This window comes from Paenibacillus sp. FSL R5-0486 (assembly GCF_037975155.1).
Taxonomy (GTDB): domain Bacteria; phylum Bacillota; class Bacilli; order Paenibacillales; family Paenibacillaceae; genus Paenibacillus; species Paenibacillus amylolyticus.
Map to the genome: position 1 here is coordinate 5808923 of NZ_CP150237.1, position 17537 is coordinate 5826459.

At 48.1% G+C, this 17537-nt stretch carries 17 protein-coding genes; 3 read left to right on the top strand and 14 right to left on the bottom strand.

Annotated elements, in window-relative coordinates:
• Positions 1–11: 11 nt before the first annotated feature.
• From MKY01_RS25720 to MKY01_RS25735, 4 genes are read right to left on the bottom strand one after another with little or no spacing between them, the layout of a single operon-like run.
• The gene (locus MKY01_RS25720; RefSeq protein WP_339284126.1) at positions 12–1028 is read right to left on the bottom strand and encodes a DUF4340 domain-containing protein; all 1017 of its coding nucleotides are present in this window, start codon (positions 1026–1028) and stop codon (positions 12–14) included.
• The gene (locus MKY01_RS25725; protein ID WP_339284128.1) at positions 1025–2419 is read right to left on the bottom strand and encodes a GldG family protein; all 1395 of its coding nucleotides are present in this window, start codon (positions 2417–2419) and stop codon (positions 1025–1027) included. Before MKY01_RS25725 ends, MKY01_RS25720 begins: the two co-directional genes overlap by 4 nt.
• Before the next feature lie 4 nt (positions 2420–2423).
• Entirely contained in the window at positions 2424–3140 is a 717-nt protein-coding gene (locus MKY01_RS25730; protein WP_339284129.1) for an ABC transporter permease subunit, read from the bottom strand.
• Positions 3137–4270 (bottom strand): ATP-binding cassette domain-containing protein, encoded by a 1134-nt coding sequence (locus MKY01_RS25735; protein ID WP_339284131.1) that lies wholly within the window; start codon positions 4268–4270, stop codon positions 3137–3139. The genes MKY01_RS25730 and MKY01_RS25735 overlap by 4 nt, the downstream gene beginning before the upstream one ends.
• A 436-nt stretch (positions 4271–4706) precedes the next feature.
• Here MKY01_RS25735 and MKY01_RS25740 point away from each other — a divergent pair, with 436 nt between their 5' ends.
• A complete protein-coding gene (locus MKY01_RS25740) occupies positions 4707–5780 on the top strand; it encodes a glycosyltransferase family 4 protein (RefSeq protein ID WP_235193923.1) in 1074 nt (357 codons plus the stop codon).
• A gap of 101 nt (positions 5781–5881) precedes the next feature.
• Here the strand turns inward: MKY01_RS25740 and MKY01_RS25745 are convergent, their stop codons facing one another.
• Together MKY01_RS25745 and MKY01_RS25750 are read right to left on the bottom strand one after the other, a co-directional pair.
• Positions 5882–7411: a DHA2 family efflux MFS transporter permease subunit gene (locus MKY01_RS25745; RefSeq protein ID WP_339284134.1), complete on the bottom strand. Its 1530-nt coding sequence runs from the start codon at positions 7409–7411 to the stop codon at positions 5882–5884.
• 218 nt (positions 7412–7629) lie between these two features.
• Complete coding sequence (locus MKY01_RS25750) at positions 7630–7989, bottom strand: hypothetical protein (protein WP_339284136.1); 360 nt, start codon at positions 7987–7989, stop codon at positions 7630–7632.
• A 186-nt stretch (positions 7990–8175) separates the two neighbouring features.
• Between MKY01_RS25750 and MKY01_RS25755 the strand changes: the two genes are divergently transcribed.
• Positions 8176–9414 (top strand): glycosyltransferase family 4 protein, encoded by a 1239-nt coding sequence (locus tag MKY01_RS25755; RefSeq protein ID WP_127547116.1) that lies wholly within the window; start codon positions 8176–8178, stop codon positions 9412–9414.
• Positions 9411–9581, top strand: coding sequence for a hypothetical protein (locus tag MKY01_RS25760; RefSeq protein ID WP_164783209.1), 171 nt, complete (start codon positions 9411–9413; stop codon positions 9579–9581). The genes MKY01_RS25755 and MKY01_RS25760 overlap by 4 nt, the downstream gene beginning before the upstream one ends.
• A gap of 144 nt (positions 9582–9725) precedes the next feature.
• Here MKY01_RS25760 and MKY01_RS25765 read toward each other — a convergent pair whose 3' ends face one another.
• The 8 genes from MKY01_RS25765 to MKY01_RS25800 form a co-directional block, all read right to left on the bottom strand.
• Positions 9726–10256 carry a GNAT family protein gene (locus tag MKY01_RS25765; RefSeq protein ID WP_339284138.1) on the bottom strand — a complete coding sequence of 177 codons (531 nt, stop codon included), beginning with the start codon at positions 10254–10256 and terminating at the stop codon, positions 9726–9728.
• Positions 10257–10506: 250 nt separating this feature from the next.
• Positions 10507–11223: a glycosyltransferase gene (locus tag MKY01_RS25770; protein WP_339284140.1), complete on the bottom strand. Its 717-nt coding sequence runs from the start codon at positions 11221–11223 to the stop codon at positions 10507–10509.
• 96 nt (positions 11224–11319) lie between these two features.
• Positions 11320–12036, bottom strand: a complete 717-nt coding sequence (locus MKY01_RS25775; RefSeq protein WP_127547109.1) for a glycosyltransferase — start codon at positions 12034–12036, stop codon at positions 11320–11322.
• Positions 12033–12974, bottom strand: coding sequence for an NAD-dependent epimerase/dehydratase family protein (locus MKY01_RS25780; protein ID WP_339284142.1), 942 nt, complete (start codon positions 12972–12974; stop codon positions 12033–12035). The genes MKY01_RS25775 and MKY01_RS25780 overlap by 4 nt, the downstream gene beginning before the upstream one ends.
• Positions 12956–13783 (bottom strand): SDR family oxidoreductase, encoded by an 828-nt coding sequence (locus tag MKY01_RS25785; protein WP_339284143.1) that lies wholly within the window; start codon positions 13781–13783, stop codon positions 12956–12958. The genes MKY01_RS25780 and MKY01_RS25785 overlap by 19 nt, the downstream gene beginning before the upstream one ends.
• Positions 13780–14766 (bottom strand): polysaccharide biosynthesis protein, encoded by a 987-nt coding sequence (locus MKY01_RS25790; protein ID WP_017692517.1) that lies wholly within the window; start codon positions 14764–14766, stop codon positions 13780–13782. The genes MKY01_RS25785 and MKY01_RS25790 overlap by 4 nt, the downstream gene beginning before the upstream one ends.
• On the bottom strand, positions 14759–15850 hold the full coding sequence (gene wecB / locus MKY01_RS25795; RefSeq protein WP_076329077.1) for a UDP-N-acetylglucosamine 2-epimerase (non-hydrolyzing): 1092 nt from the start codon (positions 15848–15850) through the stop codon (positions 14759–14761). The genes MKY01_RS25790 and wecB overlap by 8 nt, the downstream gene beginning before the upstream one ends.
• A gap of 14 nt (positions 15851–15864) precedes the next feature.
• Positions 15865–17490 carry a glycosyltransferase family 4 protein gene (locus MKY01_RS25800; protein WP_339284144.1) on the bottom strand — a complete coding sequence of 542 codons (1626 nt, stop codon included), beginning with the start codon at positions 17488–17490 and terminating at the stop codon, positions 15865–15867.
• Positions 17491–17537 lie beyond the last annotated feature (47 nt).

Genomic DNA, 17537 nt, shown 5'->3' on the forward strand with positions numbered 1-17537 from the left:
TTCCGCCCCGCTCATTTCCCGTCTGTTGATGAGGAAGTCGTTTCGTCCTTTGGAGAACTAGATGACTCTTCTGAAGAAGTTATGGATGCTTTAATTGTATCCGGGAATTTCTCGGCTTCAGTTAGACTTGTCGCATCCATGCCATATGCCCATTGACCATCCGGTGTAATGACCCAGATCTGATCCGATTCGGATGGCACCGTAATTCCTCGATATACATCTCGAACTTGTTGCCCATTGACCGTCTGTTCAACAGACAGGGTGAATCGGGGAACCGAATTCTTCAGCTCGGAAGCTTTGCGCACATCATCTGCTGTCGACAAGTTTTTGATTTTGCCGATAAGAGATACGGCATCTGTGGCTTCAATCGTTTTTCCATTCAATGTCCAGGTCTGTTCTGCCGCATCGTTCTCCAATGTCGTTTTTAACATCCAGGTAGCTGCTTCACCTTCCCACTCCAGAGACCCAACATTTGTCTCATCCATGTTAAAAGGTGTAGTGTCTAATAAGTCACGACGAGACAAAGCTATGCTGGTAATCGCCTCTGTCTGCACAGCAACCACAGGGCCCGAATCAACACGCACATAACGTGCATCATCTGCTGGAAGCTGGCCGCCAATAGCCAGTTTGATTTCCCGATTATCTTTGAGTTTGATATCCATACGTGTAGCATCTGTTCCTAATCCATACTTATCCAGATCCGTTGGCGCTTCTTCCACCACCAGTTCCTGATTTGCACCACTCAGAGCATCCAGCCAGCTGCTAACACTGTAACCGTTCAGAGGATAGGCTTTTGGCTCAAGCATCTGCCATACGCCATTTTCAAGCGACAAAGTCGAAGATGCTGTTGTACCGGATGTCTCCTCCGTTGTGTCATGTATTGTAATGGATTGGATATCCCCGGATTGAATACCAAGCAACTTGGCTTGAACCGCTTCTTCTTCCCGAAAATAATTTTGACTGGCCGCGTACATCCAGCCCACAATTAGTACGATGACCACCAGAATCGTTGGAACCCATTTTCTCATACTCGTCTGCGCCTCCACCATAAGAGTACACCAATGATAACAAAGATGAGTGGGAATGCTACAATAGCCACGAAGAAAATCGTTCTGGCTTGTTCGCCATTCAGGTATGCCATCTCATACCCAGCTTGTACCCTTGGACGAATCGTCAATCCATTTTCTTTCTCACTCAAATAGTTTACCGTATTCAAAATAAAGTCCCGATTGCCACCATTCGCAATTTCCGAATCCTGCATGAAAATGGACGAACCCAGAATAACTGCCTTCGGTTTACCATCCGTTGTATCGGCTGCATATCCTAATTCAACGGGTCCCTGAATGTCCTCTTCGGCATCATTGGTTGTTTCATTCTGCAATAAGCCGCCGATATTCGTCTCCCCATAACTGTCATTCGAAGAATGCATTAAAGGTGAAAGCGTATATTTATCCTGTTCTTTGCTGGTCAGCGCAATCGACAACGACAACATCGGATACAATTGGCTTGCAGTAAGTTTGTCCGTAATTGCATGTGTACCATACTCCGGCACCACCCAGAGTGGCCCCATCGTACTGGCTTGCTGATTATCCACCATGACCGCATGCTCATCAACGACGCCATAGTCAGCCATGAGGGCATCGATGTTTTTCCAACTGGATTTCATATCTTCTACAAATCCGAGGGATAATAACAGCTTGCCTCCATTACTCAGATATGTGCGAATGGCTTTCATTTCGGTATCACTGAGATCGCGTTGTGGGCCAATAATGGCGAGCACATCTGCATCTTCGGGAACCTTCCCTGCTTGATTCAGCTGCAACTCTTCCGTCTGCACATTATTTTGTTCCAAGGAGGATTGCAGCGTAGTCATCTGAGCGAGACTCAGCTCTTCATGCCCAGTCAAAAAGACCATTTTGTGCATCTCCGTGGATGACATATTCATGAGCGCCTGCGTAAGTTTTTCCTCACCTGTGAACTGATATGATCCGTCACTTCCGTCACCTGTCGCGGTGAACAGACTGGCGATATCAATCACTTTGTGTTGATCTCCCTGCTCCAGCACAATGGAGCTGCCTGTTATGCCGTATTTGGATGCAAGCGCAGGTTCCTGCGTCAGATTATACTGTTTTAGCTTCAACTTGCTATTGCGTTTCGTGTATTCCTCAACCATATCCGTGACCTCACGGTTCAGGACGGTGTTGTTGGCATTTTCAACGGTTAACACCAGAATGTTGACGTCATCCTTCACATTTTTGATCGCAGTAAGGGATTGGTCAGATAACGTGTATTGTTTGTTCGAGGTCAGATCCAGCTGGAAGCCGCCAAGTGAATTCAGGAACAGTGTTAGCAAAATAAAGATGCCAATCACCGCTACGGACAGCACGGTACTGTTGGTATGACTTAACCATTTTTTCATCTTCTCACCTCCACCGCTTCCGTTCCACAATTTGAATGCTTAACAGCAGAAACACACCCGAAAGGGTGAAATAATACAAGATATCCGGCCCACTAAGCACACCTTTCATGAAGCTGTCGAACCGGTTAGTCAGGGCAAATGGGTCCAGCCACTGTTGCAAAGCAGAACCTGTATTGCCTGCGAATGAATCAAGCATCCACAAAACGAGCAAAATAATAAAACCCGCCACCGCAGACACCATCTGATGCTGGGATAATGTAGAAGCGAACAGTCCAATCGCCATCATGCTTCCGCCCAGGAAAAATAACCCCAGCGCAGACATCCATACCGTCGTCATATCCAATGTCCCATAGAACGACATGATGAAAGGGTACACGAGACTGCACAGGATGAGCACGACCAGAATGGCCAGAGAAGCAAGATATTTGCCAAAAATAATTTCTGTTACTCGTGCCGGAGAAGTCAGCAACAATTCATCCGTTCCTTGTCTAAATTCCTCTGCAACCAGTCGCATCGTTAACAATGGCACGACGAACAGCAGCATGGACAACGTGTCCCCCAACACGAGACGATAATCGACAATGCTCGGCTGGTAATATACAAAGCTGGAATAGAACAACAGACTGGTCATCAGTACATATACAGCAAAAGCAAAATAGGACGTTGGTGACAGAAAATAAGCTTGTAGCTCTTTATTGCATACCGCCATCATTCGTCTCATTTGGAGTCCTCCCCTTTGCGAGCTTGGGGCGAAGCATCGGCTGATGTACCAACTGATGTTCCCGATATACTCGACGAGTCGATGTCCGAAGTTACGTCCTGATCCATCTCTGCCCCAACAACCTTATCCACATCTGCCGAAATCGCGTCCGTGTCTGTTGCCTCGGTTGTGGTCAGCTTCAGGAAGATTTGCTCCAGGCTCAGGTTCTCCTTCTTCATCTCCAGTATCGGTAATCCTGCACCTGACAAAAGGTAGAACAGCTCCTCCCGGAAATCTTCCGAGTTTTCTCCAGTAAGCAGCATTTTAACCGTATCCGCTGAATCTGAAGTAAGTGAAGTATCTTTGCTGGTATTCACATCCGATGCTTGAATGACTTCACTCCGCACCTTCTCCCATGGTGTCAGCACATTATGTAATTGCTCCGCAGTGGCCTTCACTTCAATCGATACCTTGAACTGATCCCCCATTGCTGATCCGAAATGCTGAGGTGAACCATCCAACACGAGCTGTCCCTGATTGATGATCAACATTCGATTACAGAGCGTGCTCACTTCAGGCAAAATATGCGTACTGAGCAGCACCGTATGGTTCTCGCCCAATTCTCGGATTAAATCCCGGATCTCGATAATCTGGTTTGGATCAAGGCCCGATGTTGGCTCATCCAGGACCAGTAGATCCGGCTTGTGAATAATGGCTCCTGCCAGCCCGAGGCGTTGTTTATATCCTTTGGATAACCCACGTACCATTTGTCTTTCCCGACTCTGAAGTCCCAGTCTGCTAACCATCTCACTGACCCGCAGCTTAACCTCACGTGCCGGGACATCTCGCAAATTGGCTACGAATTTAAGATAGGACTGCACCGTCATATCCGGATAGAGTGGCGGCGTTTCAGGCAGATACCCAATCTTGGAACGAACACGCTGACCCTGCTCATGCACCGATACTCCATCCACCATAATGGAACCCGCAGTTGGATGCACATAACCCGTAATCATACGCATCGTTGTTGTTTTCCCAGCACCATTGGGTCCGAGAAAGCCAACAATCTCACCACGTTCCATGGTGAAATCCAGTTGATGTACGCCGCGTTGCCCTTCGTAAACTTTGCTGACCTGTTTCACTTCGAGCACATCATTCATCCTTTCCCGTTAAAATACCCGTGCAGCATCGTTCGTTATATAAATTCAACTGAAAATATTTACACTTGCACTCCGATGGCAGAATAACCTTCCGATCACTGTTATCCCCAGATTTTTTTGATTCCTTCATTCAGAAGGAAAAATCCGCTGATAAAGGTGACCGCTTCGCTTCTTCAAGTTATTTCTGCCCTCTCCGTTATCGTGTAAATGTTACGTTGAACTTATGTAATAGATGATGGGCACGGGAAGTTCCTTGTATATTACGGGAGCTATCCTAGCCTCAGCTTAATGACACTTAAAAGACAGCTTAAAAATATTTGTCCAAAATGTGAACATTCTGACCAACACCCACACCCTGCGCTTAAAGCCAACGTAACATAGAGTACAGGAGAATGTGCTCCTGACCAAAAGTCAGAGGGTGAATCGTGTGAAAGTATTATTCACGTTTTATGTTCCGAGCGGTGGCGTGGATACGTTAAATCGACTGCGCACCGCTGTTCTGAAACGCCATGGCATTGAAGCGCACCTATTGTATCTCAGCACAGGCTCGGGATTGCAGAACAACAGTGATACACCCATTTTCACCGCGTCCAGTGACGAGGATATCCATCATATCATCCATACTCATCATTATGATGCCATCATTGCCACTTCAGACATCGCTATGCCCGGCCGTTTGAGAGGACTTGGTTATACCGGACGAATTATTTTTGAAGCGCAGGGACTCGGAGCACGCGATCAAGCTCTGGAAACGATACAGATGGGTGTCCCATACCTCCAAGCTCATTGTGATGCTGCCGTTATACCTCCCACAGACCACCTGCTGGATATGTTCATTCATATCTGTCCTTGGCTTCATCGGTTTGTTATTCCCAATATGCTCGATACAGACACCTTCGCACCAATCTTGGTGGATACCCCACCCTATCCGGTGCTGGCTTGGGTAGGACGACTTGAACACAACAAAAACTGGCGTGAATATCTAATCATATCGAGTGAAATTGTCAAAAAAAATCCGGAAGCCAGACTATGGTTGTTCCACGATCCAACTTTGGCTAATCCAGAAGATGAAGTCATGTTCCGGCACATGCTGGCAGAATACGGGCTTGAGGATCGGATTGGGATCTTCATCAATGTTCCTCACTCTCAGATGCCTGCATATTATTCCATGATTGCCGCTTCAGGGGGCATCATGTTATCCACTTCTCTGCTTGAAGGATTCGGTTATGCCGTCGCTGAAGCCATCAGTTGTGGCTGCCCGGTGCTCAGCACGGATTCGGATGGTGTTCGTTCATTTATCACACATAATAAGACTGGTAAGTTTTATCCAATTGGAAATGTAGAGGCCGCTGTAGCCGAAGCAAGGGACCTCATGAATAACAAGAAACTGCGTGAGTATATTCGCATTCAGGGCAGACAGCATATGAGCTTGTCTTTTTCACCAGATCGATATGCCATTTCTTTCCGTGAAATGATGACAGCACTGCGAATTTTCCATTGAGCATAGCAAAAAAGGCAGTTCAGCAAAATTTCTCTGAACTGCCTTAGTATGGTTTTTATGGTTTTTATGGTTTTTATGGTTTTTATGGTTTTTATAAAATCTTAGTGTCCCATCATCATCGCGGGATCAGGCTTGTCACCATTTTGAAGTTCTTCTTCCGGCATCGGTTTTGGTTTCCGCAGAATCAGACTGAGCAAACATCCGAACAATGCAATACAAGCGGCCAGGAAGAACGTATCATTGAAACCAGCCACCAAACCATGCACGATAGCGGTCGGCTCTGTACTCGTTGTATTGTCTGCGATTCTTGAAGTCAGGAAGCCTGTAAGCCCTGCAACCGCAAAGGACACGACTACTTGCTGTGCAGCAGCCGTGAGCGGTGTAACCCGTCCAACCAACTTGCGCGGTGCAGCATTTAATACATGCGTATTGAGTGGCATCATGGACAAGCCCATACCCAGACCCATCATGACCAGAGCCGTTATAATCAGGCCAAGACCTGTCTCTGCCGTAATGGAGGACAGAATAAACAATGCTCCTGAGATAATACCCAGACCCACGAAGGCCAGAGGTCTAGCACCGATTTTATCAAACAACCGACCACCAAGAGGCATACCCACTCCGGAAGCCAACGCCTGTGGCAGTAGAATCAATCCTGTTTCCAGTGCAGTGTACCCTTTGATCTGCTGCAAATAAAGCGGGATCAGGATCATCGCACCGAACAGCGCCACTTGTGACACCCATGCGAGAATAATTCCCCGTGAGAAATCAGATGATTTGAATACCCGGAGTTCGAGCAATGGATTTTGATGACGAAACTCCACAATAATGAACAAAATGAGCGCTACACCACCCACAATGACACCCGTCAAAGTTGTTGCAGACGTCCAGCTCGTTCCACCCTCACTCACACCGTAAGCCAGCATCGAGAAGGCAATTGGCGCCAGAATCATGCCGAGCAGATCCAGTGCAGGTGTGCGTCCACGATCTGTATCCGGCAAAAACTTGATACATAGAATGAAAGCTGCAATACCAATGGGCAAGTTAATCAGGAAGATCCAGTGCCAGCTCAGTGATTCAATAAACCACCCGGACAACACCGGACCCAATGCGGGGGCAAGCAGCATGGGAATCCCCAGCATCCCCATGATGGAACCTCTTCGCTCAGGCGGAGCCAGACGAAAGACCATCGCCATACCAATAGGAGCAACCATGCCTCCACCGAGACCCTGAATGATACGGTAAATGATTAATTGCTCAGGTGATTGAGCGATCGAGCATAACACTGAACCCAAGGTAAACATGGCAATGGTGAACAGGAATACTCTTTTGGCACCAAAACGGTCCGTTAACCAGCCTGCCAGTGGAATAACTGCAGACAAAGCCAAGGTGTAACCCGTAACCGTCCATTGGATCGTTTTAAGATCCGTCTCAAAATATTGAACCAGATTTGGAATGGCCACGTTCACCACCGTGCTGTCCAGAATAACCATAATCATTCCGACGATAATTGCCAGGAGTGGCAGTATAATGGCTTTAAGCGAAAACTCTGCCGGCTCCTGGGGTACTGCTGTTTGTTCTTTCACGTTCTCCACACTCTTTTCCAGCCAGTAGATCGCAGGCTTAGCCATGCGTCTCACTCAGCCTATATTGACGACTAATTTCAAACTATCGTTTTAAATCGTCGTTTTAAACTTTCGTTTAATACTGATCTAATTCTAATGAAAATACCTTTGCTGTCAAGCTATTTTTTCAGACAATTCTACTATGGATGCACCACAAAAAAATGGAACAGGCACCTTCCCTGCTCCACACGTTGGTAAATCATGAGTATGCAATGATGTCCATATCAATCTGCAAGCTTCATCATCTGATATTCTGACAGTATGCCCAATGTCTGACCGTGAATACTTCTGCAATATACTCGAATAACCAGATGCTTCGGTGAAGAACTGTTGCTGATGATCCTCAGTTCATAAGGCTCGGATGACACATCCAGATTATGAATGACCTGATTACCGCCCGCTCCCCCCGAATTTGACGTTAGGTGGAAAAGGTGTCGATACAGTTCTCCGTGAATACTGGCTCCACCAACAAATACATCCGTCCCTTCCTCGCCGCCCACATAGGCCAACTCCACATCCATGTACTTGACGGGAACAAATGTCTGTAACAGATTCTCATGAATCTCAAGTAAATATACCGCCACTGTAGATCCCTCCTTCGGAGCACACGAACCTTCCTGTACATAGGATATGCTTCCTCTCGTCCATTGCCATTTGCATTCACCCATTTTCGACCAATTACACGGAAATGCCCGACCTTCCGGTCCTCTTTTTTCATAGAATAAAAGGATAGAAGCTCGGCCGGTGCAGGCCGTGACAAGGAGGTAGCTATGAAAGTTCTGCTCGTTACGTATTGGGAGCTTACACATATGGGAGGCATATGGACATATGTTAAACAACTGGCCGACAGGTTAATCGCACTTGGTGTAGAGGTTGATATCATGGGCACAAATGGTGCCAATAACGAAGTATATGTTCGTAATCTGAACCGAGCTTTCTCCAAGGATAAGGTGTGGCCCATGTTGCAAGCCAAACTCAATCCGACTGATCTGCCACAATTCACTGCCGATCCTCTCCTCGCTTATTATGAACTGAATAGATATGCATTCGAGATGGCAGCCGCTTATCTGGGGGTGGAGGACTATGACGTTATTCATGCGCAAGATCCGGTAGCTGCCGTAGCCATAAAACGCATATTGAACCGCAATATCCCACTGGTTACAAGCTATCATGGCGCTCTTGCACGCGAAGCCTTTTACGATGCTCAAAATTCCAACCCACAGCTTACTCTCCCTTCATATTTGCAATCCAAGCGTGGACGTTATTTTCTCTCATTGGAAGAGCGAAGTGCAGCACAGTCCGAGCTCATTCTCGTGTCAAGCCACTGGATCAAGAGTACGCTTACAGAGCTTGCCGTTCCTGAATCAAAGTTCAGACAGATTCCCTATGCTGTAGATCTCCCAGCCTACCGTGCCTCAGCAGCTGTGAAGTTCCGCCAGCGACCACCTGCGGGCAAGAAAGTCATTGCCTTTACGGGACGACTTGAATATATCAAGGGCGTTCATGTGTTAATCAAGGCCTTAGCCAGTCTGAAAAATAAACGTTCCGATTGGGTCTGCTGGATCGCAGGAGAAGGCAATCTAACCGATGAATTGCGTTCACAGGCCGCGTCAACGGGGATTGGAGCCGATGTTGTGTTCTGGGGCAAGCTGGACAATATTCCTTCCTTCCTGCGCCATGCAGATATCTATGTCCAGCCCAGTCTGCAGGACACCCAGCCGTTCTCCGTTACCGAAGCGCAACTGGCGGGTGTACCTGTTATCGTCAGTGGTACAGCCGGCATGCCTGAGATGGTTGACCCTGGACGCACGGGATGGGTTGTTCCTCCGCAGGATGTCGACTCGCTCCGTGAACTGTTGGATGCACTACTTGAGGATCATGTTACCCGGAGAGCAGTGGGTGCGGCGGCGAAAGCCTGGGCTGAACAAAATCGTTCACTGGAAGTGATGGGATTGCGTACATTTCAAGTCTACCAAGAAGCCATCTACAGAGGAGGACATACAATATGACGTTACTTGTACCAAGTGATCTATACAATCGCTGGTTTTCGACTCCAGTTTCCACACCTCACATCAACGTGGATTACGCTGTAATGAATGAATTGATGAAAAAGTTGCCTAAAGGATATATATTTCCCGATCCTGCATCCATGGCGATCATGAATTCAAAAGATTGAGTTGTCCAATGATATGCCGTCTTTATATAACATACCGAAATATCAAACAAGGGGTGTCCCATCTGTCATATGAATGACTGAGGACACCCCTTGTTCGCTTCAAATGTGTTCTAACGGACCGAGGACACGCTATTACAGATCTCTCTAATCTGTCGCCAACTTGGAATACATATTCAGATCACTGAACGTTTCGCCTACCCTCTCGTATGCTCTGAGAGTACCTTCATATGTGAAATTGAGCTTTTGTAATAGCTTGATAGAATTCACATTATCGGGGTCAACCTTTGCCTCAATACGATTCAGCTTCATAGTCGAGAATGCATGAGCTAATAAAGAAGAGATCGCTTCCGTAGCATATCCTTTCCCCCATTGTGATCTGGCAATGTCATACCCGATTTCTGCTTTGAGATTGTCAAAATCCAGTGAATTATAACCACATGAACCTATGATTTCGTTGGACTCTTGCACAAGGATAGAGAAACGAATGGCCTTGTTTTCCTGAGCAAGATCATTCAGAAGATTAATCATGGCTATAGCTTGATTTTCATCCGTAAAATGAGTGATATTCATAAATCTAGTTACATCCGGATCAGACCAAATTTTAAACAAGCTGGCCGCATCCGATACGTTCATTTGTCGCAAATATAACCGTTCTGTGTGTAACTCTGTAATCAATACTCTTACCTCCATTAGTTTATTAATAGTTGGGTTTAAGATATTGATATCTGCGCATAGTCCAGTCCCTTCCGTGTATGAATCATTTCATTATACAGAGACTTCAGCAATCGATCACCCTTTGTGTCCACGTATCTGTCCATAAAGCAAAAAAAGAGCTTCCACTTATAACACTTAAAAAGTGTTTCATAAGGGTGCTCTCCTGTCCATTTAACACCTATTCCATTTCAGCCATCGTTGCCAAATCCATCTACTTCCAGTACCCGCCAACCTGAAGCAAGTTAAACAGAATAGGCCGATGCTTCTCTTGAACTTTTTCCATCTCGGCAACCAGTGCCTTGAAGTGACGTTTGGTTCCCATCGACTCATGCAATCGGTAACACATCAGAGGTTCATTGTAGTAGAACAGCTCATACATTGGAAACAGCCTCATCCACATCTCATAGTCATGGGTGTAGCGAAAATCAGTGTCGAACAGTCCAAACCGCTCAAATGCTTCCATCTCTAACATGACAGTACAGCCGTTGATCGGACAACCTTCCAGCAGTACCTGCAACATCTCCAGACGACTTCCCACTTCCGGATGCACCGTATCCAACCATTCACTCTTCTCATTCACATAATGGTAGGCACCATGGCAGAATGAAGCCTTGACCTCGCGCATAAACGTCAGTTGTTTCTCCACCCGATCCAGCAGCATCACATCATCTGAGCTGAGCCAGACAAAGTAATCCCCTGTTGCCTGTTTGATGCCCTCATTTAATGCTGTCGCGGTTCCACCGTTTTCCTTGCGAATATAGCGGATGGAATCCATGAATGGCTGTAGCCGCTCCACGTGCTCGGTTGACCCATCATCCACTACGATGACCTCGATATGCGGATACGTCTGGTGAATGGCACTGTGAACAGCCTGCTCGATATAAGCACAATTGTAAAAAGGAATGACGATCGATACTTTTGGCTCCATTCGGGCCTTCCCCTCCTCTTACTGTCTTAGGTAAAATGCTGCGCAAAGAGGGCGTTAATCAGCCATCTTTTGGCTTTCTTAACTGCCCTCCCTGCGCTACCCGCCAAGCGTCGCTATTCGCTGCAACAGCGGTTCCCGATATCTGGACCATACCATGGATGCCTCTCTGCCGATAACATCCGCATGACGTACCGATCCCATTCCACCATGCCACCGATAGGCAGTAAGCGGTTCATTCAGGTATGGGAACCGATGACCGTTCAGTACAATACGCATCCAGAGATCCAGATCATGGGTGTAGGGAAGAAGTTCATCGAACAGCCCCACTCCGCTAAAGAGATCCTTGCGAATCATGACCGTGCAGCCATTCACTGGATTGCCGTTAACAAACCGTCGTAGTAAATCCATATCCGACATCGGTTCAGGCCCACCATGCATTTTGGTAACTGCCGAATGCTCGTTGATATAGTGAAAGTTGGTATGTGAGACGAGCACATTCTCGCGTTGCATAAACTCCAGCTGATAACGAATTTTATCCGGGTACAGATAATCATCCGAACTGAGCCAGGCTACATAATCACCAGAGGCATGTCGTATGCCATGATTAAGTGCCGAAGCCGTCCCGCCATTGCTTTTGCCAAGCACATTAATATAAGGAAGATAGGGTTGAAGCAACTCTGCATGCCGGGTTGAACCGTCATTCACAACAACGATCTCCACATGGGGATACGTCTGGTTCAGCGCACTCTGAATCGCCTGAGGCACATAAGGGCAGTTATAGAATGGAATGACAATGGATACTCTCGGATTCAACTTGTCGTCCTCCCTTGCTGGACACGAACATCACTCAGAATATCCTGAAGTGATGCGGCAAATGGAATCATCGGCTGCCAGCCAAGCTTGCGCAGCAGTGATAATTCCTCCTGTTTCCCCGAACCATCCGGACCAGAAGATGCCCCATCCCAGCGAACAGGAACTTCCGCTTCTGTCATGGACAACAGCAGTTCTGCAATTTCACCAAGACTGCGCTCGACTCCAGACACCACCGGGTATACTGTACCACTGGTCCCTTGTATCAAGAGGGTTGCATACGCTCTGACGGCATCCCGCACATCCAGAAAGTCACGGGTATTGTCCCGTCCGGACAGACGGAATGCCTCGGTTTTTCCCGCCTGCTCACAGGCAACAACATGGCGTGCAAGCAGTGAACAGATGCCTGTGGAAGGACCCGCACCAATCAGATTGCCTGGCTCCGCCAGCATGATCTGTTGTCCGAAGAGCGACATCCACGACAAGGACACCATCTCTTCCAGCGCTTTACTGAGGCTGTATGGATGCGGAGGCTGAGGAATCCGGCCAGGTTCCGGCGTATATTTTAACCTCGATCCTACAATAACGGTTCGTGCTGTTGGACAACTGCGAAGCGCATCCAACAGATACAGCACGGCCATCACATTCGTCTCCAGGACCAGTAGCGGATCAGACCACGAATCAGGCACTGAATTTTTGCCAGCGAGATGCAGCACATAGTCGGGCTGCACCTCGCCGATCAGATGACGTACTTGCTGTTTATCGTTCAGATCACAGACATGGACTTGTGCACCTTTTCCGAATGAATACACATCCGGCCTCCGGACTACAGCCGCAACCACTGCACCAACTTCCCGAAAATAAGATACGGCATGTCGCCCGGTAAAACCGGAGGCGCCTGTAATCAGCACTTTCTTGTCTCTCAGCTCTGCTCCATCCATAATGCCAACTCCTTCAGCATTGTAGAATAATCCGGCAGGTCTGTCTTCACATCCTCGCGAGTGGACACCAGCGTACGGTCCTGCACCACACTGTCATCACGCACAATCGTCACATCCTGCTTATCCCAGGTCTGCTTGAACAATATAAGCAGGTCATGCTTGCTGACAGGTGCCGGATGAGCTAAGTGAATCAGGCCACTAACCGATGAGGCCAGGTAATGGTCTACCCATTTGGCCAGCTCAAGTGTGGTCACACCGTTCCAGAATACGCGGGTATACCCCCCGACTTCACCTGTGCTGGACATAAACCATTGCATCAGACCAATGCCGCCCTGGCGAATCTCGGGTCCAATGATGGACGTACGGATCGTCAGATGACCTTCATCCTGAACTTCGCCAAGTGCTTTGGTGATAGCGTAAGCTGAAGTCCCATCCGTAACATCATCTTCCCGGTATGCTCCCCGTTCTCCGCTGAACACACAGTCCGTGCTGATATGAATCAGGCGTGCACCAATCGTATCTGCAACCCGCCGCAGACGATGTGGCAGGAAACCATTAATATGATATGCAGTAATTTTGTCCTCATCTGCGAAGTTGTTCAACACACCTACAGCATTAATAATCACATCCGGGTGCACAGCTTCTACCAATCGATCAACCATGAAGCTGTCGTTCACATCCAGGAGCAGACCATTGGGGTCTGTTACATCCCGAGATGTGTAGAAGACGCTGTGTACACCTTGACGGCGGAAATAGTCGACCAAAATATGGCCGGCCATTCCGTTTCCACCAAGTATCAGCAGTTTCATGACAAGAATCCTCCGCGTTTCAGAATTTCACGAATCTCCTCTTTGGTCATGAGTTGGTGTTCAGAACTGAAACTGTTAAAGGAGACCGGGGGACAATTGGTATAATGTTCACGCAGACCCGGTATGCCCAGGGTAGGAAGAATTACCAGGTACTGCTCATCGTAAACAACGGTGGTCATGCTTTCGAATTCACTCATCAATATTTCATGGATTTTCTCCCCTGGACGAATGCCACGTTCCACAATGCTCACATTCTCCACACCGGAATCCTCAATCAGTACTTCCGCGAGATCAACGATTTTGCAGGTAGGCATTGTCATGACAAAGATCTCTCCGCCGACACTTTCCACCGAAGCTTTGAACAGCAAGGTAATTGCATCCTTCAGCGTAAGAAAGAATCGAGTCATACTCATATCCGTGATGGAGACCTGCCCTTTCTGGCGGATTTGATTCTTGAACAGATGTACCACACTTCCATTTGTTCCCAGTACATTCCCACCCCGTACCGTAACAAACTTGGTATCGCTGTGTAACAAGTTTGCATATACAATTAATTTCTCGCCGATCGCTTTTGTCATGCCATAAAAGTTGGACGGATTGGCAGCCTTGTCAGTCGAGATATAGATTACTTTTTCCACCTTGTTCTCAATAGCGGCCTCAATTACGTTCTGTGTACCAATCACATTGGTTTTGAGTGCTTCGTACGGCTGGTCTTCACACACCGGAACATGCTTGAGCGCAGCCAGATGAAATACATAGTCCACATGCTGGCAAGCCGCCGTCAAGGCGTCCTTGTCACGAATATCTCCAATCCGGAAATGAAGACGCGGGTCTTCAAATTCACGACTCATAGCCACTTGGCTAGACTCGTTCCGGGAATATACAATAATTTCTTTGGGCTGCTGGGGCAGTAGTTGAGCCACAAGTTCATAACCCCATGATCCCGTACCGCCAGTCACGAGTATACGCTTATTTTCAAACATGCATTTTCCCTCCAAGCAGAAATTTAACCACTTTACTGGATACATCTGTGGCTTTGTAACCTTGCGGGCAATCCCAGTCGCTAGACATCTTTGTCATGACTTTCACGCAATCAGCGATGCGTGCGGCATCCAGACCGGAGACTACATTGCTGCCGCAATCGACCGTTTCCGGCCGCTCGGTAGTTCGACGCATCGTTACAGTCGGCACGCCCATAATGCAACACTCCTCCTGTACGGTACCGCTATCCGTAAGTGCACAGCGTGCATGACGTTCAAGCATTACAAAGTCGAAGAATCCAAACGGCTCGTGAAACTCCACCAGCGGATTCATCTCCAGATGCAGATGCTCCGCAATCCGGATCGCTGTACGCGGATGAATACTGCAGATCACACGCAACCCGTGTTCCTCTGCGACCTGGTTCAGCCCTTTCATAATCTCCAGCAAATGAGGGGCATGATCCACATTCTCGGCTCGATGGGCAGTAACCAGGAAGTATTGCCCGGACTTCAGCTTGAGCTTTTTGAGTATTTTGCTGGAACTTACTTGCGCGTCGTAGTGCTGCATGACTTCATAGATGGGATTGCCCGTTAGCACGATACGCCTGCTTGGTACCCCTTCACTGACCAAATGTTTCTTGCTCTGTTCCGTGTAAGGCATATTAACGGTGGAGATGGCATCAATAACCTTACGATTTTTCTCTTCAGGCACATCCAGGTCGAAGCAACGATTGCCTGCTTCCATATGAATAACAGGAACACCCATGCGCTCAGCCAATATTGCACATAATGCGCTATTGGTATCGCCGAGCAGCAGCAATTTATCGGGCTTTTCCTGCAAAATCAGATCTTCCATCTGCGTAAACATCGAGGATAGCTGTCGTCCCAGAGTGGCCGCTTCATCCTGAAGAACGTAATCCGGTGCGCGCAGGCCCATTTCCTTGAAAAAGAGACCGCTGAGACTTTCCGTGAAGTTCTGTCCCGTATGCACCAGAATATGTTTGGACGCGTACTGGTCCAGCTTGGAGATGATCAGGCTGAGCCGTATGATCTCAGGTCTCGTACCCAGCACCGTCATGATCTTCATCGTAATCCCTGCCTTCATCTTGTATTGGAACCCTTGCGCCCTGCTCGGCTACGTCCTGCCTTGGCAGATTTGCGTCTGCGACTAGCCGATTTCCCCATATGTGGACGCGGTCCCTTCGTTGTACGGGTTCTCCCCTTACGTCTGCCAGTTCCGGAAGTACGTTTCAGCCCCTCACGGTCTCGGCGAGAATGAGGTGCAAGTGGCTTGCGACGACGTTTCCGCGTTTTGCCCCTCTGTTGAATCGGCTTTGCAGCCGGGACAGTACCTGAGGCAACAGGAGCATCGTGACCCAATGCGATTGGAGGTAATGAGGAATGTGGCAACGCCTGTATGACGGTCAGTGGGAATAATAGTGCCCGAACCGTAGTCGGCTCCAGAACCAGTACAGTGCGCAGTCCTCCCTCCCCATGGGTATACACAGGTCCATTCGGAGGTTGGATATAAGCAAACCATCCGGGAAAACGCAATAACCACTGTGTCACCATCGTATGCAGTTTCGTTCGGTAGGTTTCAACGCCGTAGAGCCTTTCCGCTTCTGTCCGATTACGCCACCCCGTATTCGAGGCCAGCTCTGCATCATTCAGCAAGGTTGTTGCCAAGGTGACAAGCGCTTCGGTATCACCCGGCGGGGCCAGAAATGCATCACTGCCTACGGATTCCATTAATTCCTTCAGTCCACCCTGAGCAAAAGCGATGACCGGTTTGGCAAAATAGAGACCCTCCAGTGCGGTCATGCCAAATCCTTCTTTGACCATGCTTGGGATGACCAGGATATCCATCGCGGTATATGCCAGAGATACGTTCTCTTCAAACGTAGTGAAGGTAAACCGGCGTGAATACCCGGATTTTTTCACCCGTGATACACACTCGTCGTAATACTTTTTATCCGATGGTGCCCCGATGATCCAGAAGCGACAACGCGAATGTGTTTCACAGATCCTCAAGGCCATATCCACAAAAGGTTTCAACCCTTTGGCATCATATATAAATGAAGAAATATAACCGATACAGGTCTGCGATGATTTGAAACCGAGCTCCTTACGCTTGCGTTCGCGCAGATGAACCCAGCGGTCCGGTGCTGGTAGCGCGGGTTCCCAAGTTGGGGAGATAATGGTCACTTTGTCACCTATGCCGGCTTCGTGGAATGGGGCTACCGCTGTCTCGGATATACCGATAATCCAATCCGCGTAACGCCCAATCATCTGGATTGCCTCGTTTGTATGTTCATTCGTATGAATGATCTCGGTAATCTTCCAGATGACCGGAATCTGAAGGGACTTTGCCGCTACAGCCGGCATCACATTAACGCAGGTGTTCGTTAACACCATATCGGGAGCAGTCTCCCGTATTAGGGAGACTGCTTCCTGATACGCTGGTGTATGACGAAGATGCTCCGCATCATCTGCAATGCCCAGGTAAGGTGTGTACACACCGTGAAGCATCGGCAGAGTGCATATTTTGACCTGAATGCCGAATCTTCGCGCAAGGCCCGCAAGCTTCCCCTCCTGAGGGGCTACGAGCACACATTCAAAGATCGTACCGATCTCTCTCATAAAATGAAGCAGCAGCTTCTCGGCACCTGTAATGCTGCGAGTATTGCACACATGTGAAAATAACATCAGCTTTGGTTTCGTTGCCATGGCCGCACGGACCCTGTACACGGGTATCCGATACAGGGTACTGTGCA